We start from the raw sequence: 24,529 nt of genomic DNA on the forward strand, positions 1-24,529 counted from the left end.
CTGAAATAGATGAAGAGCCACATACATCCATATTAAAAGCAACGGATATGGGTATGGACATGCACACCAGGCCGCCGAAGCTGATGGACCGGGTCAAGGCGACCATGCGGGTGAAGCGCTACAGTCCCCGCACCGAGAAGACCTACTGCTACTGGATTCGCTTTTTCATACGATTCCACGGGGTGCGCCACCCTGCAAGCATGGGAGAATCCGAAGTGCATGCCTTTCTCGAACACCTGGCAATCCAGCGGCATGTTGCAGCGGCTACTCAGAACCAGGCACTGAATGCCTTAGTCTTTCTTTATCGTCACGTCCTGGATCAACCATTGGGCGACATTGGTGATTTCTCGCGCGCCAAGCGTCCACGCCGACTCCCGATCGTGCTGTCTCACGACGAAGTCATGCGAGTGTTGGATAACCTCTCGGGGCCCATGCACCTGATGGCCACCTTGATGTATGGCTCTGGTTTGAGGGTACTCGAGACCTGCCGCCTGCGCGTACGGGATATCGACTTTGATCGACGAGTCATTACTGTCAGGGCTGGCAAGGGCGATAAAGATCGCACCACGCTATTGCCGTCATCTTGCGCTCCCGCATTACAGCAGCAGATCAACACCTCCAGGGATCAGCTTGGATACCGCCTGAAACAAGCCAGTGTTCCTGTTTCGTTGCCCCATGCTCTGAATCGCAAATACCCCACTGCCGGACTCTCGCTGTCCTGGCAATGGCTGTTTCCTGCCAGCCGTCCTTGTTTCAATGATGAAGGAGACGTTGTGCTCCATCACATCCACCCTTCAGCAGTACAAAAGGCTGTCAAACGGGCCATGCGAGCCGCCTCACTGCAGCGTCCCGGTTCCTGCCATGCACTCCGTCATAGTTTCGCGACGCAGTTGTTGAGTCAGGGTACGGATATCCGCACGGTTCAGGAGTTGCTGGGGCACAAGAGCGTCGAGACGACCCAGATTTATACGCACGTCCTCGGCAGCGAATTCGCGGGTGTACGCGGTCCCCTGGGGTGAGGAGGAAAAAGTTTCAGGCACGCTACCGCCACCTACCCTGCACGATGCAATGACAATTTGGCCATCTTCCCGCGGTAGTCCCTATGCATGGTCAGAAAAGTGCCTGTGCTCGGTTATACGGCGTTGAAAATCCGCTCAAAATGCTCATTTACCTCTGTAAACTCCGCATCTTTCGCAAATTTTCGCCTAGTCTAACCTTCGCTCGTCGACTTTTCTGACTATGCATCGCGTATCTGGATTGTGTCGTTATCACGGCGATCTCGGTCGCCTTGCATTTGTGAGCCTAATCAACCGGGCATATAAGTGCAAAGCGGGGATGGGCGGGATGCAGGCCGCTCTCGCCTATCAGGGCATTCCAGTAACGTGCTATGGCTATACCTTGACCGAGTATTTGAGGTCTCGCGCCTCGTCGCCGGTCATGCCTCGGAAGCCCCAACAGTGCGGAGGTTGTTCCTTGAGCGTCACTTCCACATCAACGGGGGCGAGACCTACCTCAGCCTCCAGGCGCTGAAAGATCGTCTTGATCAAGGCTTTCTGGGTCTCCGCCGAGCGTCCCTGCATCATATTGATTTCTATGGCCGTATAGGCCGGCGTTCGGCCACCCGGGTAGTAGAAGTCTTCGGCGTCCATCGGAATGAAACGATGCGCCCTCTTGTCCTCCGGCATTCCCAGTACCGACTGCATGCAGCCATGGATAACATCGGAGAGCTGTGCCTTGATGGGATTCAGATGTTCCTTGATGCCATAGATGACTATCACGATGTCTCCTGTACGGTATAACGCCGCCTTCGACGGGAAAGATGTCCGACGGCCATATCACATTATGGTCGCGCCAATGCCTCGAATACGCGTGCTACGGCTTCGGCACCGGGGTCGACGATGCCTTCCAGCGCACTCTCCGGCACATAGGCCGAGCGCCCCGCCTTGGCCGTGGTCAGCGAGGCGGTGGCTTGCGCACCGGTGCGCGCCGCCTGGGCGGCTTCCGCCAGCGTATTGCCGTGTTGCAACGACTCGATCGCCGGTATCAGGGCATCGAGCATGGTGCGATCCCCGGCTCGAGCACCGCCGTATTCCTGCATTTTCCTGACGCCCGCCGCGAGCGCTTCCCCTGGATTGTCACCGCGCTCCAGGGCACCGCCTGCCGCCGTAAACAGGATCGACAGCAGTACGCCGCTGGAACCGCCCATGTCGCGAGCCAGTAGCTGGCCGATACCCGTGAATAATGGAGACAGGGAGCTAGTGTCCAGGCGCTGAGCGTCGAGTGCCTTGGCGATGCTGTCGGCGCCACTCTGCATGCTGGCCCCGGCATCGCCGTCACCACTCTTGGCATCCAGGGCGTCCAGTTCCTCACGCGACTCGCGCAATGTCTCGGTCACCCGCCACAGTACCGCCGTCGACTCGGCATCCTGTGGGGCATTCTCGAGCAGGGCTGCGTTGCCTTGTGCCGTGTCCGGCTTGAATGTGACAACGTTGCGCACCACCTGAATACCCGGCCAGGCCGGCGCCGTGCTCGGTGCTGTCAGCGCTTCGATCAGCTCGGGCTCGCTGGCCACCAGCGTGACGGAGAAACCGTGCATGTCGAGCGAGGTCATCAGCGGCGCGGGGCCAATCAGATGACTGACCCGCTCCTCCCCCAGTTGGCGTAACAGGCTCTCAGCCAGCACACCCATCTCTTGGGACGAGCAACTGCCCAGGTTATTGAGCATGGCTACCCAGGCGGTGCCGAACGACGAACCAGGGGCAGACACAGGCGCCACGGCCTGGAGCAACGGCTCCAGCACCAGGCGCATCGCGTCATCCGCACTTTGAGGGTCGACCGCACGGGTACCGGGTTCGTTATGAATGCCCAGCCCCAGCTCGGGGGAACGCGTTGATGCCGGCTGACCGGGCTGGGCGGCGGGTTTGAGCGCCATGCCCAGTGATCCCATCCGTTCGCAGAGTGTCCGGGTGCGCTGTTGAATTTCGGCAAGCGACGCGCCCTGGCTTGCCAGATAACCGGCCAGCTTGTGTACCAGCAGTGTGCCGGCGATACCGCGTGGCTGCGGTGCTTCGGCGATGGCGACATCATCGGCGACGATCACCATCTCGACATTGAGCCCTTCGCCACGAGCACGCTCGGCCGCCAAGCCAAAATTCAGCCGATCGCCGGTGTAATTCTTGACCACCAGCAAGCAACCGGCATCGCCACAGACTTCACGGATGGCCGCCAGAATCGGCTCGACGCTGGGCGAGGCAAACAGATTGCCGGAAATGACGCCGGTCAGCATGCCATCGCCGATAAAGCCGGCATGGGCGGGCTCATGGCCGGCACCGCCGCCGGATAGCACGGCTACCTGCCGGCTGCCCTCTCGCTGTCTGTCCCAATCGCCCCTGACCAGAATCCGCAGACCGCTTTCCGGCTCGGCAATACGCAGATCCGCGGTAGCAGCCGTTACATGAAGAATGTCGTCGACGACACGCTCGGGCGCGTTATAAAAGCGTTCCATAAGTTCTCCGCAGGCCCACAAGGACGAAGTACATTAAAGCCCACAGTTTACGCATGGTCAGACACGATATCCCATGACAATTTCGGCATGACCGGTATTTTCATCGACCTGCTCGCCAAGCGAAACAAAACCATGCTTCTCATAAAACCTGACGCTTGGCGCATTCTCTCTGTAGACCGTCAGGCGCAGTTTCTCTCTTCTGCCCTTGGCATCATCAAGCAAGGCTGCTCCGATCCCCTTTCCCTGCAGGTCGAGATCCACAAAGATGGCCGCCAGGGTGTCCTCGAACAGGCTATAGAACCCGACGACTCGATCATTGCGTTCATAGACGAATGTCTCCGAAGCGGGGATATACCTGTCGCGCATCTCACCGACTTTCGACTCCCAGAACTCTGGATCGACAAACCCATGGGCCTTAATTGATGCTGAAAGCCAGATGTCCAGGACTTGATCGATATCCGCTTCCCGATACGCGCGAATCATATCGCTGTCTTACTCCCTGAAACTCAAGATGCTGTTTGTTTACTGCTGCAAGCAGTCACTGGCTTGGGCGACGTGTCCTCCGCCGAGTCGGGTAAGGCCATGAGGGGCGGCGATACGAAAGAAGCGCTCGACGACATCGGCCTGGGTGGGCGCGGTCACCAGCGAGACGATGACGAACACCGGCAGGTTGAGCATCAGCCCCCAGAAGCCGGCGTGGATACCCAGCGGGTGCTTCCACAGCGTGGTGAAGGCCACGGTCACCAGAAACCCAGCGACAATGCCCGCCAGCACGCCCAGCTTGGAGGCGCGCGGCCACAGGAACATGCCGATGAAGGCCGGCATCACCTGGGTGGCGAAGCCTAGCCCGACCAGCAAGATCATCACCAGGCTGCCCGGCTCGGCGATGGCCAGCGGGGCGATCACCAGGGCCATCAGCGGCAGGATCATCCAGCGCGCCAGCTTCCCGGTGAAGGCGTCGGAGAGGCCAAACAGCGGCTGCAGCACGTCCCGGCTCCAGGAGAGTGCCACCGAGTGGATGAACGGCTCGCTGGAGGACATCGAGGCGGCCAGGGTGCCGGCACCGAGCAGCCCGACCAGCACGACCGGCAGGTGCTGCATGGCGTACTCCAGCACCACGGTGTCGGCGCGGGCCAGGTCGGGCAGCGCGAAGATGCCGATGAAGCCCACCACCACCATCGGCAGGATCACCACGTAGTAGGTCGGCAGCCAGGTGGCGCTGCGCCGAATGGTCCGCGCCGAGGAAGCGCTCATCCATTGGGTCCACACCGGCGGCATGAAGGAAAACATCGAGACGATGACGGAAGTCGTCCAGAAGCTGAAGCTCATGTCGCCGCCGGCGCCAGGCAGGGTCAGGAACTCGCCGTGCTCGGCCTGGAGCCGCGTGAACAGCGCGCCGACATCGAGCCCACCGGTAGCGCTGTGCAATGCCCAGAGCCCCACGGCCCAGGCCACCACCAGCATCAGCACGCCCTGGAAGGCGTTGGTCCGGCCGATGGCCCGCTGGCCGCTGACGAACAGGTAGACGGCGATGCAGGCCAGCACCAGCGGCACGCCAAGCCATATCGGAATCGCCCCGCCGCTCATCACGTTGAGGATGTAGGCGGAGCCGATGGTCTGCAGCACGGCGTAGGCGATCGAGCCGATCGACATCACCAGCGATGCCAGGGCGCCCAACAGCGGGCTCTGGTAGCGGTCGGCAATGGCGCTGGCCTGGGTCACATGGCCGAAGCGCTCGCCGAACTGCCACACCTTGGGACCGACGTACCAGGCCACCAGCGCCAGGTAGGCGAGATAGACGGCCACGTAGAATACCGGCACGCCTTTCGAGTAGGCCCAGCCCGGCGCGCCCATGAAGGTGTAGGCGCTGACGCTGCCGGCGGCGATCAGCAGGTAGAGCGTTACCGGGCCCATGCTGCGCCCGGCCACACCCCACTCCTCGAGGCTGTTCATGCGCCGCCCGCCCCGGGCACGCAGGCCGATGAACATGGCGATAGCAACGTAGGCCAGGGTGATGAGCAACGGCCAGGGGCTAGTCATGGTGGTCCTCCTTGCGCTCGAGGACACGATTGGCGATCAGCATGACGGCGAAGCAGGCGAAGATCACCACATAGCTCCACACCACCAGCAGCGGCAGGCCCAATATCAGCACGGCGCGGTTCACCCAGCCGATGACCGGCCAGATGCCAGCCGCCACCACGGCGATGAAGGCGACCAGCAGCGCCCATCCGGCGCGACAGGTGGGCAGGACGACAAGACGAGACATGATGCGGATCTCCCACGATGACGAGACGAGGCAATTGACCGAGAAGCTTACTGCGCGACGGGCGGTGACGGCCAACGCGGTTCGAGCGCCAGTCGCGTCTCCAGAGTCTTGGCCAGCTTGAGCACACGATGGTCGGCAAAACGCGGGCCAATCAACTGCACGCCGAGCGGCATGCCCTCTCTGGAGAACCCGGCATTGAGCGATAGCGCCGGTTGCTCGCCCATGTTCCACGGCACGGTGTAGGCGATGTGTTCGAAGGGTTGCTGCGGATCATTGGTCGGCGAGACCCAGTCGGCGGGAAAGGCGACGTTGGGCGTGGTAGGCGAGATCACGGCATCGACATCATCGAACACGGCTTCCGTCGTGCGTCGCATGGCCAGGGTCTGCTCGAAGCCGCGCACCGCCTCGACACCACTGATCCGCCCGCCATCATCGGCCCAGGCGAGGATCGCCGGCAGCACGCGCTCACGCTGTTCGGGCGTCAGCGCCTCCAGAGCGCTCCACTGGCGAGTACGCCAGAAGCGGTCCAGGCCATCGAGCATTTCACGGGTCAGCACCGGCGCCAGCGGCACCAGGGTGGCGCCGGCCGCCTCGAGTCGCGCGGCGGAAGCCTCCACGGCGGTGGCGATCTCGTCGTCCAGCGGCAAGCCGCAGCCGGCCTCCAGCATCACGCCGATGCGCAGCCCCGAGACGTCGCACGCGAGGTCCGTCCAGTCGATCGATTCCGGCGGCAGGCGCGTGGCGTCGCGACGGTCGGTACGTGCCAGGGCCGTCATCATCAGGGCCGCATCGTCCACACTGCGGGTCATCGGGCCGGCGCAGCGCCCCACATAGTAGGGATCGATGGGAATGCGCCCCAGCGTCGGCTTGAACCCCACCACGCCGCACCAGGCAGCGGGCAGGCGCACCGAGCCGCCGATATCGGTGCCCACGTGCAAGGGGCCATAGCCGGCCGCCGCCGCGGCCCCAGCCCCGGCGCTCGAGCCACCGGGATTGCAGTCGAGCCGCCAGGGGTTGCGGGTTGTACCATGAAAGGAGGAACGGCCCGAGGAGAGCATGCCGAAATCCGGGCAGGTCGTCTTGGCCATCAACAGTGCGTCGTCCTCGGCCAGTCGCGCCGCCGGTGGCGCATCCTCGGTGGCCGGTGTCTGTGAGCCCAGACCCGTGCCATTCGGCACCGGCATGCCACGCGTCGCAATCAGTTCCTTGAGGGTGACTGGTATGCCATCCAGCGGGCCGCTGGGCTCACCGCGCGTCCAGCGTTCGCTCGAGGCACGCGCCGCGTCCAGAAAGGTCTCTGCCCGGTAGCCGTAGAGGGCATTGAGGTGAGGCTCCCAGCGGTCGATGTGCCGGATCAGCGCCTCGGCGATATCCAGAGGCGACAGCCTCTTTTGGCGATAGGCATCCAGCAGTTGAGTGGCCGTCATCAGGTAGAGTTCTGGCATCTTTCACTCTTGGCGTTGTTGTCGGTGCCTTCAGCTTGGTGCCAAGCGGTGTCTACTGCCATTACAATTCTGATACCAGGGCGTCCACTTTTTGTGTGCACCCTTTCAAGACTCGCCCAGCGTCTGAAGCGATGCGGCCAGCAATCCGAGACAGGCTTCGGTGGCAAAACTGCGCTGCCGATGCCGGTGGAGGCACAGGTCCAGCCGGGTATGTTCGAGCTCGCCCCGGGCCAGGGACACGCTGACCAGCTGGCCGTCCCGACACTCCCGAGCCACCGCCATGGGCGGCAGGATCAACAGCCCGGCGCCCGACATGGCCAACGCCTTCTGGGTTTCCAGAGAGGCCGTGTGAAAGATGGGCTTGAGCTTCACGCCCTGGCGTCGTGCCGCCTCGTCGAGTGCCTGCCGCACTCCATAGTGCTCATCGGGTAGCGCCAGGGAATGGTCGGCCAGTTCGGCCAGACGCAGCTCGGCCCTCCCCGCCAGTGGATGGTCGGGTGCCATCACCGCATGGTGTTCCAGGCGACTGCTGGCGAACGGCTGGATGTCGTCGTGGCGGGGCATGAAGAAGGTCAGGCCGATGTCGGCATCGCCACTGCGCAGCGCCTCGACGACTTGGCCGGCACTGGCGATCTGAATGTCGAACTGCAGCTGCGGATGGCGTTGGTTGAGCTCGCTCAGCACCGGCACGAGCAGCCCGGAGACCACGCCTTCGGCCACTCGCAGGCTGACCTTGCCGGTACGCAGACCTTTGAGGTCGCTGATGTGCTCCTGCACCCGCTCCAGATCGCGCAAGGTGCGGCGCGCCTGGATCGCCAGCAACTCCCCCGCGGCGGTGAGTCGGATGCCACCGGGGCCACGCTCGATCAAGGGCGCCCCGAGCTGGTGCTCCAGCAGGTCGATCTGGCGGCTGATGGCCGTCGGAGCGATATGCAGCCGGGCCGCCGCCTCGCGCAGCGAATGGCAGCGGGCCACGGTGTCGAAGTAGCGCAGGGCTCGCCAGTGCATGGCTCAGACCGGAGCCGGGAGGTCGCGTTGCATGATGGTCACCATCTCGCCGCGATATTCGCGCTGCTCGACGTCCTGCCAGCCCAGCCGGCGGTAGAGTGCCTGCTGGTCCGGCGTGTAGAGATAGAAACGCTCGACGCCATGCGCTCGAGCCTCTTCCTCCACCCGGCGCACCAGCCGCGAGGCGATGCCGCGACCGCGCCATTCAGGCAGCACATAGACCGAGGCCAGCCAGGGCGTCAGCTCACGGCGGTCGCTCATGTCGTCGACGACCAGGCTGGCCATGCCCACCGGCCGCTCGCCGTCCATGACGGCGAACACCGAGGGCACGCCAGCCGAGCCGCAGTCGCCGCGCAAATGCCCGATGGTGGCGGCGAGGTCGCGACCAGGGTTCAGGTGGCCCCATTCGGCATGGGTCCAGCCAGCAAGGGTGGCAACATGCGGCGAATGGGCGTCGATACGGACGAGTGGCAGGCCTGAGTCCATGGCGGAGAATTCCTGTCAGCGATGCGTGGCGATGCCGGTGTTCCCCTGGCACAGGGGCGGCACGGCGAAACGCCACAGTATCCCCGTTCTCGGCGCCGCTCGCCAGGGCTGAAGCCACCTCTCAGCCACTGGCCCGCCACGCTCTCACCCACCGTCTGCGGCGCGTTCCAGGTCGGCGATGATGAGTTTTTCCATCTGCATCATCGCCTCCATGGTCCGCCGGGCGCGCTCGGGATCGGGGTCACTGAGCAGTTCATGCATCCGAGTGGGCACCACCTGCCAGCGAAGCCCCCAACGGTCCTCGAGCCAGCCGCACTGGATCGTGCGACCACCCGCGCTCAGCGCTTCCCAGTAGTGATCCACCTCGGCCTGGTCGGCGCAATCGACATGTAACGACACCGCCTCGTTGAACGGCACGCCGGGGCCACCGTTCAGTCCGGCGTAACGCGCACCGTCCAGGGTAAACTCGACGAGCAGCACCTCGCCGGCCGACACGCTCGGCGTCTCGGTCGGCGCCTTCACCACCCGCTCGATGCGGGAATCGGGAAATACCGAGACGTAGAAGCGAGCCGCTTCTTCCGCCTGACCATCGAACCACAGGAAGGGAGTGATCCGCTGCATGAAAGCCTCCTCTCGATAGGCTGGCCTGCCGCTTGATGAACCAGAAGGAACAACAGGACTGGCTATTCGTCGAAAATGACCTCGAACCCCCCATAGATTAGCCGCTTGCCGTCGAAGGGCATGGGATTGACGTCGGGCTGCAGACGCGGATCTTCCATGAGTTTGGGCATGGCCTGATCGCGTACCTCGCGCGAAGGCCAGAGGATCCAGCCAAAGACAACGGTTTCATCCGGCTGACGCTTCACGGCCATGGGAAAGGAGGTGACTTCGCCCTCGGGCACGTCATCGCCCCAGCATTCCACCAGCTTGAGAACGCCGTATTCCTTGAATACCGCCGCACAATCGCGGACATGCTGCAGGTATTTTTCCCGATTGGCAGTAGGAACGGCAGCCACGAACCCATCGACATATGTCATGTTGTGCTCCCCTGTTCGACATTGAAATGACGCGCGACGACAGACATTGCCGTCGCTGCCTTCATGGGTCGTTTCGGGAACACGCAAATCGACAAGCTCTGCGGCATGGTCATATGCCCTTTGGGGTACTGCCCTGCTACCGGGCCTCGGCTAGACTGACGGTTTTCGATCATCAGACGAACGCCCCATGTCATCCGCTCTCGAACAACGCGCCCTCAAGGTATCCATCGTCATGACCCTGCTGGTTTCGAGCCTCGGGGTCACCTTCGGCTTACTGGCAGGGTCCCGGTCGATTCTCTTCGATGGGGTCTTCTCGACCATCGACGCGGCCATGTCGACGCTGGCACTGGTGGTCACGCGGCTGATCGCCCGGGAGGTCAGCCAGCGCTTCCAGCACGGCTACTGGCATCTGGAACCGCTGGTGGCGGCACTCAACGGTGCCATCCTGCTGTTGCTGTGCTTCTATGCCTTCCTCAATGCCGTCCAAGGGCTGATGACCGGCGGCCATGAGCTGGCCTTTGGCCTGGCGAGCGTCTATGCCGTGGTCGTGGCCGCCGTCTGCTTCTCCATGACCGCCTATCAACGCCGCCTCAATCGTCGCATCGACTCGGAGTTCGTGCGCATCGACATGCATAGCTGGCTGATGGCAGCGCTGATCACCAGCGCCCTGCTGGCAGCCTTCATCGTCGCCTTGATCCTCCAGCGCACGCCCTACGCCCATCTCACGCCCTACGTCGATTCGCTGCTGCTGACGATCCTGACGGTGGCCTTCATGCCGGTGCCCATCGGCATCATGCGTCGGGCCATGAAGGAGGTGTTTCTGATCGCACCGAGCGCCATCGACCGGGAAGTGCATGCGGCCATGGCCCCGGTGATGGAACGCGAAGGGCTGCTCGACTACCGCAGCCACGTGGCCAAGAGCGGTCGTGGCCACTTCATCGAGATTCACATCGTCACCACCCCGGAGTTCGCTGCCGAACGCGGGGTGGCCGAGCTCGACGAGGTCCGCGAGGCAATTGCCACCGGGTTGAGCATCCCTGCCGAGCATCGCTGGTTCACCGTAGCGTTTACCGCCGATACACGCTGGCTCTAGTGGAATAGTATCTGAGCGAATATAGTGCCGGCGCTCGCGACGAGGAACCTCTCGGCACGGGCTCCTGTCGCAGGGCGTGAAAGGCCATGCCATGGAACAGGAGCCAAGATGCCGACTTTTCATAACGACGCCACCCTGCCGACGCCGACCTTCCCCGGCAGCCATGTCGTGCTGGACGATCGCTATGTGTACCTCTCCGGCCTGACGGCGGCCGACATTCAGGGCAGCGAGGCCATTCTCGGCGACGTGGGCGAGGAGACCCGCTGGATCATGCGTCGCGTGCAGCATCTGCTCGATTCAGTGGACTGCACGCTGGCCGACATCGTGCGCGCCGATGTACATCTGACCGACCTCGAGAAGGTCCATGACCTGGATGCGGCCTACGCCGACTTCTTCGAGTCGCCACATTACCCGGCCCGCACCTGCACCCAGTCACCGGCCTTGCTGGACGGTGCCAACGTCGAGATCACCCTGGTGGCACGACGCTCGGACGATGACGACCTCGCCGTCAACCGAGGATGAAGAACACGCAGGCCGCGGTGAGCGCGCCCATGGTGCCGTTGAAGATCCGCCATGAGCGTGGCCCCTTGAGCCAGCGACCGATGGCCATGCCGAACCCTGCCCACAGGGAAATGCAGGGCAGCGCCACCAGCTCGGCGAAGGCAGCCAGCAGCAGCGCATTGACAACCGTATTGCCCCCTTCCGGCAGGAAGCTCGCCATCAGCGTCAGCCCCATGACCCACGCCTTGGGATTGGCAAACTGGAAGGCCGCCGCCTGCCAGAACCCGAAGGGCCGCCCCTCGACATCATCGAACTCGGGCGGCGGCGCGGTGGCGATCTTCCAGGCCAGGTACAACAGATACAGACTGCCGATGACCTGCAGCGCCGTCTGCACCATCGGATAGCGCTCGAAGACGATGCCAAGCCCCAGGGCGACGGCGGCAAACAGCACGAAGCATCCGCCGAGGATGCCCAGCAGATGCGGCATGGTACGCCGAAAGCCATAGTTGGCGCCGGAGGCGGTCAGCATCACGTTGTTGGGGCCGGGCGTGATGGTCATCGAGATCATGAACAGGGTCACCGGGCCCAGAAGCGTCAGGGTGTCCATCATTTTGTACCCATACAATCAAGGCGGATTGGGTTAACTTTTCGCATTTCTCTGAGCATAATGGGGACAAATTTGGCGTCAAAGGTTTTATTGTCACCATGACAATCTGGACACCCGAGCTACCCGAAGACGGCCCGCGCTACCGTCGCATTGCTGACGCCATGGCCGATGCCATTACCCGAGGTGAACTCGCACCGGGCGAACGCCTGCCGCCCCAGCGCCGGCTCGCCGACCAGCTCGGCGTGACCATCGGCACCATCACCCGCGCCTACGCCGAGGCCCAACGCCAGGGATGGGTGGAATCCCGGGTCGGCAGCGGCACCTATGTGCGGCACCGGGAGGCCGAATCGACGGCCACCTTTCGCGCCGGCCAGCCGGTCGAGAACGGCGTCGTCGACATGAGCATGAGCCTGCCACCGCCCCACCCGCTGCGCCCGCAAGGGCTGCGCGACACCCTGCTCACCCTGGCCGAGGATTCGGCGAGCCTGCAGCGCGCCGTGGACTACCAGCCGGAATACGGCCTGGAAGGGCATCGCCACCAGCTCGCCGAGTGGCTCGGTCGGCTGGGCATGTCGGCCAACCCCGACTCGCTGGTCATCACCCAGGGCGGCCAGCATGGCCTGACGCTCGCCCTCCAGGCCCTGACGCGGCCGGGAGAGCTGGTCGCCGCCGATGCCCTCACCTACCCTGGCTTCATCGGCGCGGCCCGACAGGCGCACCTCAAGCTGCTGGGCGTGCCGCTGGACGAACAGGGCATGGATATCGACGCTCTGGCGCGCCTCTGCGCCCGCCAACCGCCACGGCTCGTCTATACCACACCGGAGCAGAACAACCCGACCGGAGCCTGCCTCACCGAGGCGCGTCGGGAACGACTGGTCGCCCTGGCTCGCGAGCACGATTTCTGGCTCATCGAGGACAACGTCCAGTATCTACCCGAGGCCGACCGGGGCACGCCGTTGATCGAGCTGGCCCCGGAACGAACCCTGCGCATCTTCAGTACCTCCAAGGTGCTGGCCGGCGGTCTGCGCATCGGCACCCTGGAGCTTCCCGAACCGCTGCTGGGGCGAATCGGCAGTGCCCTGCGCGCCCAGACCTGGATGGTGCCACCGCTGATGGTGGAGACGACCTGCCGCTGGATCGCCAGCGACGCCAGCCGCCGCTTGCTCGACTGGCAGACCCGCGAACTCGAGGCCCGTCAGCGCCTGGCCCGACAACGACTGGCGAATTACCCGACCAGCGGCCGCGAGCGCTCCTCCAATCTCTGGGTCACCCTGCCCGCCGGCCGACGGGGCAGCGAGGTTCAGGAACTGCTCGCCCAACGCGGCGTGCGTGTCTCGACGCCGGAACCCTTTTGCGTGGGCAGCGAGCCAGCTCCCCAGGCGCTGCGCCTCTGTCTGGGGCCACCGGCAAGCCAGGAAGAACTCGACCGAGGCCTGTGCATCATTCTCGAGACGTTGGCGGAGCCGCCCTGCTCACCCTGGCACACCATGTAACCCACGCTCGGTTCACCCTGATTCAACGACGCCGGGCTAGCACCTGCCACACGACCGAACTCCGCCGCGTCGCCATTCACGCGCTCGCAGGTTCCGAGCCCGCTCCCCGGCACGCCTCTGTCCCCGCGCCGGCAACGACAGCCCCCGCTTGCCCATTCTCGAGATTCCCCCTACACATGGCCTAGGCAATGTCTGAAAAGTGCCAGCGAAAAGCAGCACCATACACAACAGGGATGCATCGACGTGGCAGGCGAGCCGAAAACAAGCCATGCAAGCGACCCCGAACAGCCGGTTCAGGGGGCACGGGGCATGCTGCGTTTTCTCGGCCTGGTGGTGCTGGGCGCGCTGATCGGTGGCCTGGCAGCGCTTGCCGCCGTGGGCTTCGTGAGCGCGGTGCTCTGGCTCAACGACGCGCTGTTGATCTCGCCGCGCGGACGCATGATGTTCGCTCACCCCGAGGCGCTGGCCATCACCACCGTGCTGGTTCCCGCTCTCGGCGGCCTGGTGGTGGGACAACTGCACCGCGCCATCCGCGAGCGTCACCCCCACACCCCCGCCGACGTGATTGCCGCCGTGCAGACGCGTCGCGGTCGTCTCCCGGCTCGGGCCGGGGTTCTCTCGGCACTGTCCGGGCTGGTCTCGCTCGGTGCCGGCGCTTCCGTGGGGCAGTACGGCCCCTTGGTGCACCTGGGCGCCAGCCTGGGCTCGCTGAGTGCCAGATGGCTCAGACTGGGACGCTCCGACGACAACGTGACCATCGCCTGCGGGGTGGCGGCGGCCATTGCCACGGCCTTTCACGCGCCGCTGGCCGGCATCGTCTTCGCGCACGAGGTGGTCCTGCGTCACTATGCGCTGCGAGCCTTCGCCCCGGTGGCGGCCGCCGCCATCGTCGGACACGTCATCGCCACCAACGTGCTGTCGAGCGGCGCCCTCTTCCACGTGAGCGACACTGCCGTCCCGCGTCCCTGGGAGTTTGCAGCCTTCATCGTCATCGGCGGTTTCGGTGCCCTGGTGGCCGGTGCCTACATGCATGCCATTCTCGCTGTCGGCCGCTGGGCTGGCCGGCTGCCGGTGGTGCCTTCGTTGCGCCCTGCCCTGGCCGGCGCGGCGCTCGGCCTCGTTGCCCTCTGGGTGCCGGACATTCTCGGCATGGGGCAGGAGACGCTGCGCTTCGCCACCATCGAAGGCGCCTTCGACGGCATCGAGCTGGTCACCGTCCTGCTGCTCAAGCTGGTCGCCACGGCACTGTGCATCGGCATGGGCTTCGGCGGTGGCGTGTTCAGTCCTGCGCTGGTGATCGGTACGCTGTTCGGTGCGCTGTGCGGCACCCTGATCGGCAATGCCGGCCTGGCCGGCGACACCTTCGTCTTCTATGCCGTATGCGGCATGGTCGCGGTGACCGCGCCGGTGATCGGAGCCCCGCTGACCAGCTTGCTGATCGTCTTCGAACTCACCGGCAGCTACGTACTGACCACCGCCGCCCTGGCCAGCGTGACCCTGGCCAGCCCCATCGCCGCGCAACTGTTCGGCCGTTCACTTTTCGATATCCAGCTCGCCAAGCGCGGCCTGGATCTCTCGGCCGGACGTGGCCGGGCCCTGCTGCAGAGCGCTCGACTCAAGCACCTGCTGAGCCAGGACTGCGTGACCCTGCAACCGAGCACGCGCATTGACGATGCCGTGGCAATCCTCGGCCATGGAGGTCACGGCGAGGCCTATCTGGTCGACGACAAGGGCCGCTATCGGGGCAGCGTGACACTGGCCGACCTCGAGGTCATGCGCGAACGCGACCGGGGGAGGCGCCAGGTCCGCGACTGCCCGCGCACCCCACGCCCAGTGCTGGGACCGGAAGCCTCGGTGTGGGAGGCCATGCACCAACTCCAGGACGTCACTGGCGAGGCGATCGCCGTGGTCGACGACAAGGCCGGCGATGCCTTCCTCGGCGTGGTCTATGAGGCAAGTATCGCTCGCGCTTACCTGCAGCACAGCGAAGCACTGCGACGGGAGGAACATGGCACGGGTTGATCACGGCATACGCCGCGCCTGTTCTGGCGCGCTGCTCTGCATGATGCTCCTGCTGGCATCCTCGCCCCACGGCGATAACACCCCGGTCGACGCACTGACCGTGCTCAGTTGGGGCGGCGCCTATGAGCGGGCCCAGCAGCGCGCCCTGTTCGCACCTTTCACCGAGGTCACGGGCATTCCGGTGGAGGTCCATCAGTACGACGGCGATATCGCCGAGCTGCGCCACGCCGTGGCCGAAGGCAAGGTGCCCTGGGACCTGATCGACATGACCCGTAGCCAGGCCAAGTCCGCCTGCGCCGAGCAGCTGCTCGAGCCACTGTCGCCCGATCTGCCCGCTCCCGCGCCTGACGGTACCCCCGCCGAACGCGACTTCATCGACGGTGCCCTGAATCGCTGCTCCATCACCCACTCGGTCTTCGCCACCGTCGTCGCCTATCGCCGCGATGCCTTTCCCGGTCGGCGCCCCACCGAGATCGCCGATCTCTTCGACCAGCAGCGCTTCCCCGGCCCTCGCGCCCTGCAACGCACGCCCGCGGTCAACCTGGAGTGGGCGCTGCTCTCCTATGGCGTGCCTCGGGAAGAAATCTATCGGTTGCTCAGCACGCATCGTGGCCTCTCGCTCGCCTTCGAACGAATCGACAGCCTCGAAAACCTCCGTTGGTGGAAGGCCGGCGACACCCCGGTCCGACTGCTCGCTGACAACGAAGTGGTCATGGCCTCGGGCTACAATGGGCGCTTTTTCGACGCCATGATCAACCGCGACCTGCCTATCGACATTCTCTGGGACGGCCAGGTCCAGGAGCACGAAACCTGGGCTGTGCCCCGGTATGCTGCCCATCCCGACATCGCCCGCGACTTCATCCGTTTCGCCACCTCCAGCGAACGGCAGGCCGCCCTGGCCCGGCTCATCCCCTACGGCCCCTCGCGTCGCTCGGCTACCCTGCAAGTTACCCATCATCCCGACAGCGGCGTCGACATGCGCCTTCACATTCCCACCCATCCATTGAATGCCGAGCGCGCCATCACCAAGGACGACGATTGGTACGCTCGCAGCCATGCCCGCATCGACGACTACTTCCAGAAGGCCCTGCTCGATGAGCGCAAGGACAGCGAGGCGCGGTGAGCAACTATCCGCGTTTCTTCATATCCCCTATCCTTCGACGGGTATCCACACTCTCGAGGGCAAGTGACCATGTGGGATCAGCAAGAAATCCGCCTCGCGCCGCGTTCACGCGGCTTTCACCTGATCACCGAAGAGATCGTCGGGTCGGTTCCTCGACTGAGCACCTTGAAAAGGGGCCTGCTGCACCTGCAGCTTTTGCACACTTCCGCCTCGCTGACTCTCAACGAAAATGCCGACCCCGATGTACGCCACGACATGGATGCGTTCCTGCGGGATCGAATCCCGGGCGATCTGCCCTATTTTCGCCACACTATGGAGGGGCCCGATGACATGCCCGCCCATATCGCGGCCAGCCTCTTCGGTAACCAGTTGACACTGGCCGTGCGTGACGGTCGTCTGGCACTCGGTACCTGGCAGGGCATCTGGCTCGGCGAGCATCGTGACCATGGCGGTCCCCGACGCCTGATCGCAACGCTCAACGGCGAGTGATCGTGCAACGCCGCCTCGCAGAGAACGCCGGGCTCTCTGCCGCATGGTGATCATGGCTAGGCGCTTACCTCCCGAAACGGTAGAATCAATGGCCTAGCATCGGCAGGAATGTCAGCACACCATCTCGGCATGCCGATTCTACTTGTCCTATGACCTGCTCCAAACAGGTCCCGAGAAGAGTCCGCTCGTGAAACTGCTCGACATTCCCTTCGATGATCGTCGCCGACGTTATCTCATCTTTCATCCTCGTAATCTGCCGGATCGCCTGCGACTGGCCAGCACTACGACGACGGCAGCCTTCGAGGCTTTGGGCAGCAGCCGATTCTATGTCTCGCAGGATCAGCGAATCCTCGCCAAGGTGGTACCGGACAAGTACCGCAAGCAACGGCAGCCACTGAAATGGATGTATCGCGATTATCTCGAGAAGCGCTTGCTGATGCAGTCCGATGCCCGCAAGGAGTTTCTCAGCCGTCGCATCCTGCGGCATGCAGGTCTGCGCGTGCCCGACTGTTACGGTTGGGGCATTTCCTTCAATCCCGCCAACCGGAATCCGTCACTGCTGCTGATGGAACAGCTACACAATGCCCGAGTGGGTGGGGAGGTCTTCGATGAACTCGACGAGGACGGACGACAACGCTTTCTCGAGCACTTCTGCCAGGAAGTCGTGCAACTCGCCCATGCCGGCTACGTACATCGGGACCTGCACTACAACAATCTCATGGTGGATGACCAGGGGCACCTGAACTGGATCGATGCCCACGTCCGCCCGTTGCCGCGGCGTACCGACGAGCGCTGGCCCGCCATCCAAGCCTCCTTGACCGCCAGCAAGCTGCGTGGCGAGGCCTACCGCAGCCTGGCCGAGTGCCGTATCGGCGAGCTCTGGGCCGGCAAGCCGGCCGAATGACTCGGCCGGCGTGATCACCGCTGCCGGAGCGATTGACTGTGTCGCCGCCTTGCATGGCCCTCATTCATCGTTCCAGTCCTTCGCTTGCCAGGTAATGCCGTCCTCGTTGTCGGCATTCCAGGTCAGCACGGCGTTGGGATGGACATTCTCGGAGCCGGTCTCATTGCTCTGCTCGGTATTCTCGATGGAGCCGGAATCCCCGCTGACGGTGCAGTTCCATCCCACGTCCTCGCAGGGGTCCTCCAGGCCCTCGGAAATATTCATTGAGACACGCAGCTTCGCCGCACTCAGCTCCGACAACGCGGCGCTGTGTCTGGCGCGTTCCGTATAATCCTGGTAACGAGGTACGGCAATTGCCGCCAATATGCCGATGATCGCCACCACGATCAGCAGTTCGATCAGGGTAAAGCCGGCTTGCCTCATCGGCGCGTGCACGCTCGCGTCTTGTGTCATCCTTTCCATGTCTGTCTCCCCGATTGCCTATCCGCATTGGCTGATCAGAAGCCGCGGGACTTCTGTCGGTTGTATCCGCACTTCCCTCCATGCCTGCCGCTCTTGACCTTGACGGTAGGAAGCGAGCCTAAACCCGACAAGGAAGATTCTCTGTCTTCTCGGCGTCGATATTTCGCATGAAGGAGTCTGCAAATTCCTCGCCCTCCCTACGCAAAACGCCTAGGGCCGACATCGCACCGACTGACTAGACTCGGCAGTGATCCAACCAGTATCGCGAGCTGCCATGAGTGGATATCCGGCAGGTGAAGACATGGGGCAGGAACCCGAGCCATCCTCCGAGGAGCTTGCTGGCCTGGCTCGGCGCCTGGTCGATGAGGGCCTGCTCGATGCCCGGAGTGCACAGCGCCTGGAATGTCAGGCCCAGCGGCAGGAATGCTCGTTTATGTCCCACCTCATCGATGTCGGGGCCCTGACGGCACGGCAAGTCGCCGAGGTGGCGTCGAGAGAATACGGGCTGCCCGTGATCGACCTGGAGACGCTGGCGTTCGGCGAGCTGCCTCCCGTCGAGCAGTATCCGCAAGCTCTGCTTCGCCGGCTAGAAGTACTACCCTTGCGTCATCACGGGCAGCGCCTCACCGTCGCCATCGACCATCCTGCGAAGCTGGCCGAACTGGACGAAAACTACGCTTCGCCACCGGTCTAACCCCGGAGGGCGTCCTGGCGCCCAGGGACCAGCTCGCGGCCTGGCTGGATCGTTACCTCACCCCCAGAAACGATGCACTGGCGGCGCTGGCTCGCATGGAGGCAACCCCCATCTCCACGGGGGCAGGCCGTGAGGATGACATCGCGGCATCCGGCACCTCGCATGACGACGCCCCGCTGATTGCCTTCATCGACAGCATCCTTCAGGAGGCCATCCAGCATGGAGCCTCCGACATCCACTTCGAACCCTACGCGGAACATCTGCGCATCCGCCTGCGGATCGACGGCATGCTGCACGATGTGGCGCACCCGCCCGTCTCGATGCGCTCACGCATCGCCGCTCGCCTCAAGGTGATGGCACACCTGGATATCTCGGAACGGCGGCTTCCCCAGGATGGTGCCATCAAGTGGCGTCACCTCGGAGGCCCCGGAATCGACTTCCGCGTCAGCACCCTGCCCACGGTGCATGGCGAAAAAATCGTGCTACGCCTGCTCGATCCCACCACGGCACACTGGCATATCGACCAGCTCGGCCTCTCCCCGATACAAAGGCGGCTCTACGAATCCGCCCTGTCCGCGCCACAGGGCATGATTCTGGTCACGGGCCCCACCGGGAGTGGCAAGACGGTAACGCTGTATACCGGCCTGGGACGGCTCAATGAGGCCAGCCGCAATATCTGCACTGCCGAAGATCCAGTGGAAATCAAGCTGGAAGGCATCAATCAGGTCAACGTCCAGCCACGCATCGGGCTGGATTTCGCCAGCACTCTGCGTGCCTTCCTGAGGCAGGACCCGGACGTGGTGATGGTCGGCGAGATTCGTGACCGGGAAACTGCGGAGATCGCCATCAAGGCATCGCAGACCGGCCATCTCGTGCTCTCCACGGTACATACCAACTCCGCCGCACAGACCCTGACCCGATTGGTCGACATGGGGATCGCCCCCTTCAACATCGCCAGCTCGGTGAGCCTGATCATCGCCCAGCGACTGGCGCGTCGACTCTGTGACCACTGCAAGCGGCCCGTCGTGCTGGATGAGCGAACCCTTCAGGATCTCGGTATCGATGAGCAGGCCGCCAGCCATGCCGACCTTCATGAACCCGTTGGTTGCAGCTATTGCACGCAAGGCTTCAAGGGGCGCATCGGCCTTTACGAAACCGTGCCGATCGACTCGGCGATGCGCGAGCGGATACTGCGTCGCGGCAAGGCCTCCGATCTCGAGGCACAGGCACGACGCAGTGGCTACCCGAGTCTGTGGCACGATGGGCTCGACAAGGCCCTGCAAGGCTTGACCAGTCTCGCCGAGGTAAACCGCGTCACCGGCAATCACTGAGACAGCGCAATATGGAAGATGCCAAAGCTCACCGTGGTGATGACACCAGACCACGCCGCTGGCGCTGGACGGGGCGGGATGCGGACGGACGACGCATCACCGGCGAGGTCGTTGCCCCACGACGCGAAGACGTCGCCAGACGCCTTGCCGAGCAACGCATCCTCGTCCGACATATTCGGCTCAAGCGAGGCTTCGGCACGGGGGCAGGCCGTGTCGGGTCCCGTGACATCATGCTGTTTGCACGCCAGATGGCCACCCTGCTCCGTGCCGGCATTCCCGTGCTGCAAGGGTTCAAGGTGATCGCCAACGGCGTCGAGAAGCCGGCCATGCGTCTGCTGGTGGAAACCCTGGGCAAGGACGTGGCCGAGGGCGCCAGCCTGGCCGAGGCACTGGAGCGACATCCTCGGCATTTCGGGAGCCTGTTCACTCATCTGGTGGCAGCCGGGGAGCAATCCGGGACACTCGAGCGCATGCTCGACCGCGTGGCGACCCACAAGGAAAAGGTCGAAAGGCTCCAGGCCCGCGTCCGCAAGGCTCTCTGGTATCCGGCCGTCGTTCTTGCCACCGGGATCGTGGTCGCCACCCTGCTGCTGATCAAGGTCGTGCCCCGCTTCGAAGGGCTGTTTCGCGATTTCGGCGCCGAGTTGCCGGCGTTGACGCGGCTGACCCTGATGCTTTCCCAGGCTGTCCAACACTACTGGCTCTGGGGAGTCATGCTGGTGATCGGCCTGCCCCTGCTGGTGCATGTCGGCCAACGTCGTTCCTCGACTTTCGCTGGCCGCCTGCATGCGCTGGCGCTCCGCTTGCCCGTGCTTGGCGACATTCTCGCGAAGTCTTGCGTGGCCCGCTATTGCCGGACTCTGGCGACCACCGTCGGTGCTGGCGTCCCCCTGGTAGAAGGGCTGGAAAGTGCTGCCGGCGCCACGGGAAATCGCGCCTTCGGCACGGCCGTCGATCATATCCGGCACGACGTGCTGGACGGCCAGCCTCTTCACGTCGCCATGCGCCATTCGAAAGGTTTTCCCTCACTGGCGATCCAGATGATCGCCATTGGCGAAGAATCCGGCACCCTGGATCAGATGCTCGATCGTATCGCCGACCATTACGAACAGGCAGTCGATGAACGTGTCGATGTGCTGACATCGCTGCTCGAGCCCGCCGTCATCGTGATCCTGGGGGTGATGGTTGGAGGGCTGGTCGTGGCGATGTATCTGCCCATCTTCGCGCTCGGCGGTGCTATCTAGGAAAACGCCGACGCGTGGCGGTGCGCGACATCCTGGCGGTCAGCAACACTCAATAGCGCATCGAAGGCCCCTTGAGGGGCTTATGGGTTCAGGACACGGTGTGCGCACCAATCAACTTACTTCCTGTACCGGCGGCTCAGGCAATGGGGCCTGCATTGCCGATACCACCACGGGGCGCAGGCGCCGGATCAGGTCACGTACCGAGACATGCTCGTGGTAATCCTGCTCGGCGATATCACGCAACGCATCCAGCCCCGAGAGCGTGAAGATCACCGTGCCGAGCACGAAGTGCAGGCGCCAGAAACGCTCGGCGTCCGGCAGTTCCGGCGTCGCCTTTCTCACCAGTTCGGTAAACCGCGTGAAGACGCTGCCGTACTCTTCCTGGATATAACGACGCAGATGCCCCTGAGCCTGACTGTACGCCAGGCCCAGTAGGCGCATGAACACTTTCAGGCTATTACGCTCCGCCGGCACCTCGAGCACAGTTCGTGCCATGGTCTCGAGCAGTTCCTCGAGGGGAATAATGCTGCCATCCTGGCGGTGCCGCGCCTCCAGATCATCCAGGGCGGCATGAAAGCGCGTGGTGAAGGGATCCAGGTAACGCGAGAAGACAGCCTGGATCAACGACTTCTTGGAGCCGAAGTGATAATTCACCGCTGCCAGGTTGACCTTGGCCTTGCTGGTGATGTTGCGCAATGATGTCTCGGCGAACCCTCGTTCGGCGAACAGCACTTCGGCGGTGTCCAGAATACGCGTGACGGTGTCGGGCTGGGCCATGAATCGGGTCCAATGTTGTAAACAATTGTTTGAATATGAAGCAAGTGTACGACAGCCATCACATTGCCTCAATGTCACGAACCGTCAACTGTTTGAAATGTCGAATCGAGCACACAGCGTAGACCGACAACGCGGCCCTCTTTTACTGGATAGATCATCATGCTGTATACTTGACCAATAACATGGAGGTCGGCTCTGACGCTGCCAGAAAATGCCCGGGCTCGCCCGGCGTTTCAAGCGCACCAGGCTCACCGAACCGTCCACTAACAGGTTCTCGACCCGGAGGTCGCATGACTCGCTCCCTCACGCCCCGCCAGCAGAATGTCCTCGACTTCATCGTCAAGACCATGAACGAGCTGGGCTATCCCCCGACCCGGGCCGAAATCTCCCGTGCTCTCGGCTTTCGCTCGCCCAATGCCGCCGAAGAACACCTCCGCGCCCTGGAACGCAAGGGGGTCATCCGAGTGATTCGCGGCACATCGAGGGGCATTCGTCTGCCGGCCCAGGAGAACGACACCCAGGCGGTCGGCGATGCCTCCGGAGATACCACCTCCTCCCAAGGGTTGCCGATCATCGGCGAAGTGGCAGCCGGCAGCCCGATCCTCGCCACCGAGCATATCGATCGCTACTGCCCACTGCCGCCCGAATATTTCACTCCCCGTGCCGACTACCTGCTGCGGGTTCGCGGCCTATCCATGCAGAACATCGGCATTCTCGAGGGTGATCTGCTGGCCGTGCATCGTACCGAGCGCATCCGCGACGGGCAGATCGTGGTGGCACGGCTCGAGGATGAGGTCACCGTCAAACGCTTCCATCGCCAGGGCCATCACGTGGTATTGGAAGCCGAGAATCCCGACTTCGCTCCCATCGAGGTTGATCTTCGCCATCAGGAACTGGAGATCGAGGGTATCGGCGTGGGTGTCATCCGGGGTGGCAACGGCCAGGCCCTGGCCTGACCCCGGTGGACGAGAGGTGCGGAGACGGCCGTGCGCAAGATCCTGCATGCCGACTGCGACTGCTTCTACGCGGCCGTCGAGATGCGCGACGATCCCTCGTTGCGCGACATCCCCCTGGCCATCGGAGGCTCACGGGAACGCCGCGGCGTGATCGCCACTTGCAACTATCCGGCCCGGGCCTACGGCATCCATTCGGCCATGCCCACTGCCCGGGCACTGAGGCTCTGCCCCCACCTGACCCTGCTGCCCGGCGATTTCGACAAGTACCGTGCGGTCTCCCGGGATATTCAGCGAATCTTCCACGAGCTGACGCCGCTGGTCGAACCCCTCTCGCTCGATGAAGCCTTTCTGGACGTCACCGATGTCGAGGACTTCCAGGGCAGCGCAACCTGGATGGCCCAATGGCTCAAGCGGGAATGCCTGGCCCGCACCGGCATCACCGTGTCGGTGGGCGTCGCGCCGGCGAAGTTCCTGGCCAAGATCGCCAGCGACTGGGAAAAACCCGATGGTCTCACAGTGATTCCTCCGGAACAGGTCGACGACTTCGTCGCCTCGCTGCCGGTGAACAAGCTCCACGGCGTTGGCCCCGCCACCGCGGCACGGCTGGAAGCCCTGGGCATCACGACCTGCTCCGACCTCAGACACCAGCCCTTCGAGCGACTGATCGACGAGTTCGGCAAGTTCGGACGGCGGCTGTTCGAACTGGCGCGAGGCATCGACGAACGCCCAGTACGCACCGAGCGAGAGCGCAAATCGATCAGCGTCGAGACGACCTTCGGGCAGGATCTACCGGACCTCGACAGCGCCCGACAGGCACTGGTCCCCTTGTGCGAACGCTTGACGGAACGGCTGGATCGACACGGCCAGCCGCCTCTTGCCGGCCTGTTCGTCAAGGTTCGCTTCGACGATTTCAGTCTCACCACCCTAGAGAGCCGAGGCCTTCCGGTGTCTCAGGAGAGCTTCTCGCAGCTGCTCGAACACGCCTGGTCACGCGCCCACCGCCCCGTCAGACTGCTCGGCGTGGGCGCACGCCTGGTGTCCGAAGAAGCCCGCCTGCAACTCCCCCTGCCGTTGTAGCCGATCCCG

Annotated in this window: 26 protein-coding genes; 13 read left to right on the forward strand and 13 right to left on the reverse strand. The window is 63.7% G+C overall.

All coding sequences use genetic code 11. The features are described 5' to 3' along the window. On the forward strand, window positions 1–1,019 hold a 1,019-nt coding region (locus A9O65_RS04495; protein ID WP_369691732.1), incomplete at its 5' end, for an integron integrase. A 372-nt stretch (window positions 1,020–1,391) separates the two neighbouring features. Here A9O65_RS04495 and A9O65_RS04500 read toward each other — a convergent pair. The 10 genes from A9O65_RS04500 to A9O65_RS04545 form a co-directional block, all read right to left on the reverse strand. Continuing rightward, entirely contained in the window at window positions 1,392–1,778 is a 387-nt protein-coding gene (locus tag A9O65_RS04500) for a tautomerase family protein (RefSeq protein WP_064701487.1), read from the reverse strand. A gap of 62 nt (window positions 1,779–1,840) precedes the next feature. Further along, window positions 1,841–3,505: a dihydroxyacetone kinase subunit DhaK gene (locus A9O65_RS04505; RefSeq protein WP_064701488.1), complete on the reverse strand. Its 1,665-nt coding sequence runs from the start codon at window positions 3,503–3,505 to the stop codon at window positions 1,841–1,843. A gap of 57 nt (window positions 3,506–3,562) precedes the next feature. Beyond that, a complete protein-coding gene (locus A9O65_RS04510; protein WP_064701489.1) occupies window positions 3,563–3,988 on the reverse strand; it encodes an N-acetyltransferase in 426 nt (141 codons plus the stop codon). Window positions 3,989–4,027: 39 nt separating this feature from the next. Then, the gene (locus A9O65_RS04515; protein WP_064701490.1) at window positions 4,028–5,545 is read right to left on the reverse strand and encodes a sodium:solute symporter family protein; all 1,518 of its coding nucleotides are present in this window, start codon (window positions 5,543–5,545) and stop codon (window positions 4,028–4,030) included. Beyond that, window positions 5,538–5,771 carry a hypothetical protein gene (locus A9O65_RS04520; protein ID WP_064700296.1) on the reverse strand — a complete coding sequence of 78 codons (234 nt, stop codon included), beginning with the start codon at window positions 5,769–5,771 and terminating at the stop codon, window positions 5,538–5,540. The genes A9O65_RS04515 and A9O65_RS04520 overlap by 8 nt, the downstream gene beginning before the upstream one ends. A 47-nt stretch (window positions 5,772–5,818) precedes the next feature. Then, window positions 5,819–7,216, reverse strand: a complete 1,398-nt coding sequence (locus tag A9O65_RS04525) for an amidase (protein WP_064701491.1) — start codon at window positions 7,214–7,216, stop codon at window positions 5,819–5,821. Window positions 7,217–7,321: 105 nt separating this feature from the next. Then, complete coding sequence (locus tag A9O65_RS04530; RefSeq protein ID WP_064701492.1) at window positions 7,322–8,224, reverse strand: LysR family transcriptional regulator; 903 nt, start codon at window positions 8,222–8,224, stop codon at window positions 7,322–7,324. 3 nt (window positions 8,225–8,227) lie between these two features. Then, a complete protein-coding gene (locus A9O65_RS04535) occupies window positions 8,228–8,710 on the reverse strand; it encodes a GNAT family N-acetyltransferase (RefSeq protein WP_064700299.1) in 483 nt (160 codons plus the stop codon). A gap of 144 nt (window positions 8,711–8,854) precedes the next feature. Beyond that, the gene (locus tag A9O65_RS04540) at window positions 8,855–9,331 is read right to left on the reverse strand and encodes a VOC family protein (protein WP_064701493.1); all 477 of its coding nucleotides are present in this window, start codon (window positions 9,329–9,331) and stop codon (window positions 8,855–8,857) included. 62 nt (window positions 9,332–9,393) lie between these two features. Beyond that, complete coding sequence (locus A9O65_RS04545) at window positions 9,394–9,747, reverse strand: DUF1428 domain-containing protein (RefSeq protein WP_064700301.1); 354 nt, start codon at window positions 9,745–9,747, stop codon at window positions 9,394–9,396. 187 nt (window positions 9,748–9,934) lie between these two features. Here A9O65_RS04545 and A9O65_RS04550 point away from each other — a divergent pair, with 187 nt between their 5' ends. Beyond that, on the forward strand, window positions 9,935–10,840 hold the full coding sequence (locus A9O65_RS04550) for a cation diffusion facilitator family transporter (protein WP_064701494.1): 906 nt from the start codon (window positions 9,935–9,937) through the stop codon (window positions 10,838–10,840). Between the two features lie 108 nt (window positions 10,841–10,948). Beyond that, a complete protein-coding gene (locus A9O65_RS04555) occupies window positions 10,949–11,362 on the forward strand; it encodes a RidA family protein (protein ID WP_064700303.1) in 414 nt (137 codons plus the stop codon). Here A9O65_RS04555 and A9O65_RS04560 read toward each other — a convergent pair. Next, window positions 11,349–11,948: a LysE family translocator gene (locus A9O65_RS04560; RefSeq protein WP_137055321.1), complete on the reverse strand. Its 600-nt coding sequence runs from the start codon at window positions 11,946–11,948 to the stop codon at window positions 11,349–11,351. The two genes, A9O65_RS04555 and A9O65_RS04560, sit on opposite strands and share 14 nt — an antisense overlap. Window positions 11,949–12,046: 98 nt before the next feature. Between A9O65_RS04560 and A9O65_RS04565 the strand changes: the two genes are divergently transcribed. The 5 genes from A9O65_RS04565 (at window position 12,047) to A9O65_RS04585 (ending at window position 17,979) form a co-directional block, all read left to right on the forward strand. Next, window positions 12,047–13,441: an aminotransferase-like domain-containing protein gene (locus A9O65_RS04565; RefSeq protein WP_064701495.1), complete on the forward strand. Its 1,395-nt coding sequence runs from the start codon at window positions 12,047–12,049 to the stop codon at window positions 13,439–13,441. A gap of 309 nt (window positions 13,442–13,750) precedes the next feature. Continuing rightward, the gene (locus tag A9O65_RS04570; RefSeq protein ID WP_064701496.1) at window positions 13,751–15,463 is read left to right on the forward strand and encodes a chloride channel protein; all 1,713 of its coding nucleotides are present in this window, start codon (window positions 13,751–13,753) and stop codon (window positions 15,461–15,463) included. After that, entirely contained in the window at window positions 15,450–16,586 is a 1,137-nt protein-coding gene (locus tag A9O65_RS04575) for an extracellular solute-binding protein (protein WP_064701497.1), read from the forward strand. Before A9O65_RS04570 ends, A9O65_RS04575 begins: the two co-directional genes overlap by 14 nt. Before the next feature lie 69 nt (window positions 16,587–16,655). Beyond that, complete coding sequence (locus tag A9O65_RS04580; protein ID WP_064701498.1) at window positions 16,656–17,075, forward strand: secondary thiamine-phosphate synthase enzyme YjbQ; 420 nt, start codon at window positions 16,656–16,658, stop codon at window positions 17,073–17,075. Window positions 17,076–17,262: 187 nt separating this feature from the next. Next, window positions 17,263–17,979: a lipopolysaccharide kinase InaA family protein gene (locus tag A9O65_RS04585; protein ID WP_064700501.1), complete on the forward strand. Its 717-nt coding sequence runs from the start codon at window positions 17,263–17,265 to the stop codon at window positions 17,977–17,979. A 60-nt stretch (window positions 17,980–18,039) separates the two neighbouring features. Here A9O65_RS04585 and A9O65_RS17530 read toward each other — a convergent pair whose 3' ends face one another. After that, window positions 18,040–18,441: a pilin gene (locus A9O65_RS17530; protein WP_302846709.1), complete on the reverse strand. Its 402-nt coding sequence runs from the start codon at window positions 18,439–18,441 to the stop codon at window positions 18,040–18,042. Window positions 18,442–18,715: 274 nt separating this feature from the next. Between A9O65_RS17530 and A9O65_RS17550 the strand changes: the two genes are divergently transcribed. The 3 genes from A9O65_RS17550 (at window position 18,716) to A9O65_RS04600 (ending at window position 21,710) form a co-directional block, all read left to right on the forward strand. Beyond that, entirely contained in the window at window positions 18,716–19,135 is a 420-nt protein-coding gene (locus A9O65_RS17550; RefSeq protein WP_367888822.1) for a GspE/PulE/PilB domain-containing protein, read from the forward strand. A gap of 95 nt (window positions 19,136–19,230) precedes the next feature. Further along, window positions 19,231–20,466 carry a GspE/PulE family protein gene (locus tag A9O65_RS04595; protein WP_367888823.1) on the forward strand — a complete coding sequence of 412 codons (1,236 nt, stop codon included), beginning with the start codon at window positions 19,231–19,233 and terminating at the stop codon, window positions 20,464–20,466. An 11-nt stretch (window positions 20,467–20,477) separates the two neighbouring features. Next, window positions 20,478–21,710, forward strand: coding sequence for a type II secretion system F family protein (locus A9O65_RS04600; RefSeq protein ID WP_064701499.1), 1,233 nt, complete (start codon window positions 20,478–20,480; stop codon window positions 21,708–21,710). Window positions 21,711–21,821: 111 nt separating this feature from the next. On the opposite strand, the gene A9O65_RS04605 is transcribed toward A9O65_RS04600, so the two are convergent. Beyond that, entirely contained in the window at window positions 21,822–22,487 is a 666-nt protein-coding gene (locus A9O65_RS04605; protein WP_064700312.1) for a TetR/AcrR family transcriptional regulator, read from the reverse strand. Window positions 22,488–22,777: 290 nt separating this feature from the next. Here A9O65_RS04605 and lexA point away from each other — a divergent pair, with 290 nt between their 5' ends. Continuing rightward, window positions 22,778–23,443, forward strand: coding sequence for a transcriptional repressor LexA (gene lexA / locus A9O65_RS04610; protein WP_064700313.1), 666 nt, complete (start codon window positions 22,778–22,780; stop codon window positions 23,441–23,443). 30 nt (window positions 23,444–23,473) lie between these two features. Then, entirely contained in the window at window positions 23,474–24,520 is a 1,047-nt protein-coding gene (gene dinB, locus A9O65_RS04615) for a DNA polymerase IV (RefSeq protein WP_064700314.1), read from the forward strand. The last annotated feature ends 9 nt before the right edge of the window (window positions 24,521–24,529 follow it).

It is taken from the genome of Halomonas caseinilytica (assembly GCF_001662305.1).
In the GTDB taxonomy this organism is placed as follows: domain Bacteria; phylum Pseudomonadota; class Gammaproteobacteria; order Pseudomonadales; family Halomonadaceae; genus Halomonas; species Halomonas caseinilytica.

What these genes read in the sequence shown, in the direction of transcription:
- A9O65_RS04505 (WP_064701488.1), bottom strand. Translation starts at nt 3,505, where the DNA reads ATGGAACGCTTTTATAACGCGCCCGAGCGTGTCGTCGACGACATTCTT.
- A9O65_RS04510 (WP_064701489.1), bottom strand. Translation starts at nt 3,988, where the DNA reads ATGATTCGCGCGTATCGGGAAGCGGATATCGATCAAGTCCTGGACATC.
- A9O65_RS04515 (WP_064701490.1), bottom strand. Translation starts at nt 5,545, where the DNA reads ATGACTAGCCCCTGGCCGTTGCTCATCACCCTGGCCTACGTTGCTATC.
- A9O65_RS04520 (WP_064700296.1), bottom strand. Translation starts at nt 5,771, where the DNA reads ATGTCTCGTCTTGTCGTCCTGCCCACCTGTCGCGCCGGATGGGCGCTG.
- A9O65_RS04525 (WP_064701491.1), bottom strand. Translation starts at nt 7,216, where the DNA reads ATGCCAGAACTCTACCTGATGACGGCCACTCAACTGCTGGATGCCTAT.
- A9O65_RS04530 (WP_064701492.1), bottom strand. Translation starts at nt 8,224, where the DNA reads ATGCACTGGCGAGCCCTGCGCTACTTCGACACCGTGGCCCGCTGCCAT.
- A9O65_RS04535 (WP_064700299.1), bottom strand. Translation starts at nt 8,710, where the DNA reads ATGGACTCAGGCCTGCCACTCGTCCGTATCGACGCCCATTCGCCGCAT.
- A9O65_RS04540 (WP_064701493.1), bottom strand. Translation starts at nt 9,331, where the DNA reads ATGCAGCGGATCACTCCCTTCCTGTGGTTCGATGGTCAGGCGGAAGAA.
- A9O65_RS04545 (WP_064700301.1), bottom strand. Translation starts at nt 9,747, where the DNA reads ATGACATATGTCGATGGGTTCGTGGCTGCCGTTCCTACTGCCAATCGG.
- A9O65_RS04550 (WP_064701494.1), top strand. Translation starts at nt 9,935, where the DNA reads ATGTCATCCGCTCTCGAACAACGCGCCCTCAAGGTATCCATCGTCATG.
- A9O65_RS04555 (WP_064700303.1), top strand. Translation starts at nt 10,949, where the DNA reads ATGCCGACTTTTCATAACGACGCCACCCTGCCGACGCCGACCTTCCCC.
- A9O65_RS04560 (WP_137055321.1), bottom strand. Translation starts at nt 11,948, where the DNA reads ATGGACACCCTGACGCTTCTGGGCCCGGTGACCCTGTTCATGATCTCG.
- A9O65_RS04565 (WP_064701495.1), top strand. Translation starts at nt 12,047, where the DNA reads ATGACAATCTGGACACCCGAGCTACCCGAAGACGGCCCGCGCTACCGT.
- A9O65_RS04570 (WP_064701496.1), top strand. Translation starts at nt 13,751, where the DNA reads ATGCTGCGTTTTCTCGGCCTGGTGGTGCTGGGCGCGCTGATCGGTGGC.
- A9O65_RS04575 (WP_064701497.1), top strand. Translation starts at nt 15,450, where the DNA reads ATGGCACGGGTTGATCACGGCATACGCCGCGCCTGTTCTGGCGCGCTG.
- A9O65_RS04580 (WP_064701498.1), top strand. Translation starts at nt 16,656, where the DNA reads ATGTGGGATCAGCAAGAAATCCGCCTCGCGCCGCGTTCACGCGGCTTT.
- A9O65_RS17530 (WP_302846709.1), bottom strand. Translation starts at nt 18,441, where the DNA reads ATGGAAAGGATGACACAAGACGCGAGCGTGCACGCGCCGATGAGGCAA.
- A9O65_RS17550 (WP_367888822.1), top strand. Translation starts at nt 18,716, where the DNA reads ATGAGTGGATATCCGGCAGGTGAAGACATGGGGCAGGAACCCGAGCCA.
- A9O65_RS04595 (WP_367888823.1), top strand. Translation starts at nt 19,231, where the DNA reads ATGGAGGCAACCCCCATCTCCACGGGGGCAGGCCGTGAGGATGACATC.
- A9O65_RS04600 (WP_064701499.1), top strand. Translation starts at nt 20,478, where the DNA reads ATGGAAGATGCCAAAGCTCACCGTGGTGATGACACCAGACCACGCCGC.
- A9O65_RS04605 (WP_064700312.1), bottom strand. Translation starts at nt 22,487, where the DNA reads ATGGCCCAGCCCGACACCGTCACGCGTATTCTGGACACCGCCGAAGTG.
- lexA (WP_064700313.1), top strand. Translation starts at nt 22,778, where the DNA reads ATGACTCGCTCCCTCACGCCCCGCCAGCAGAATGTCCTCGACTTCATC.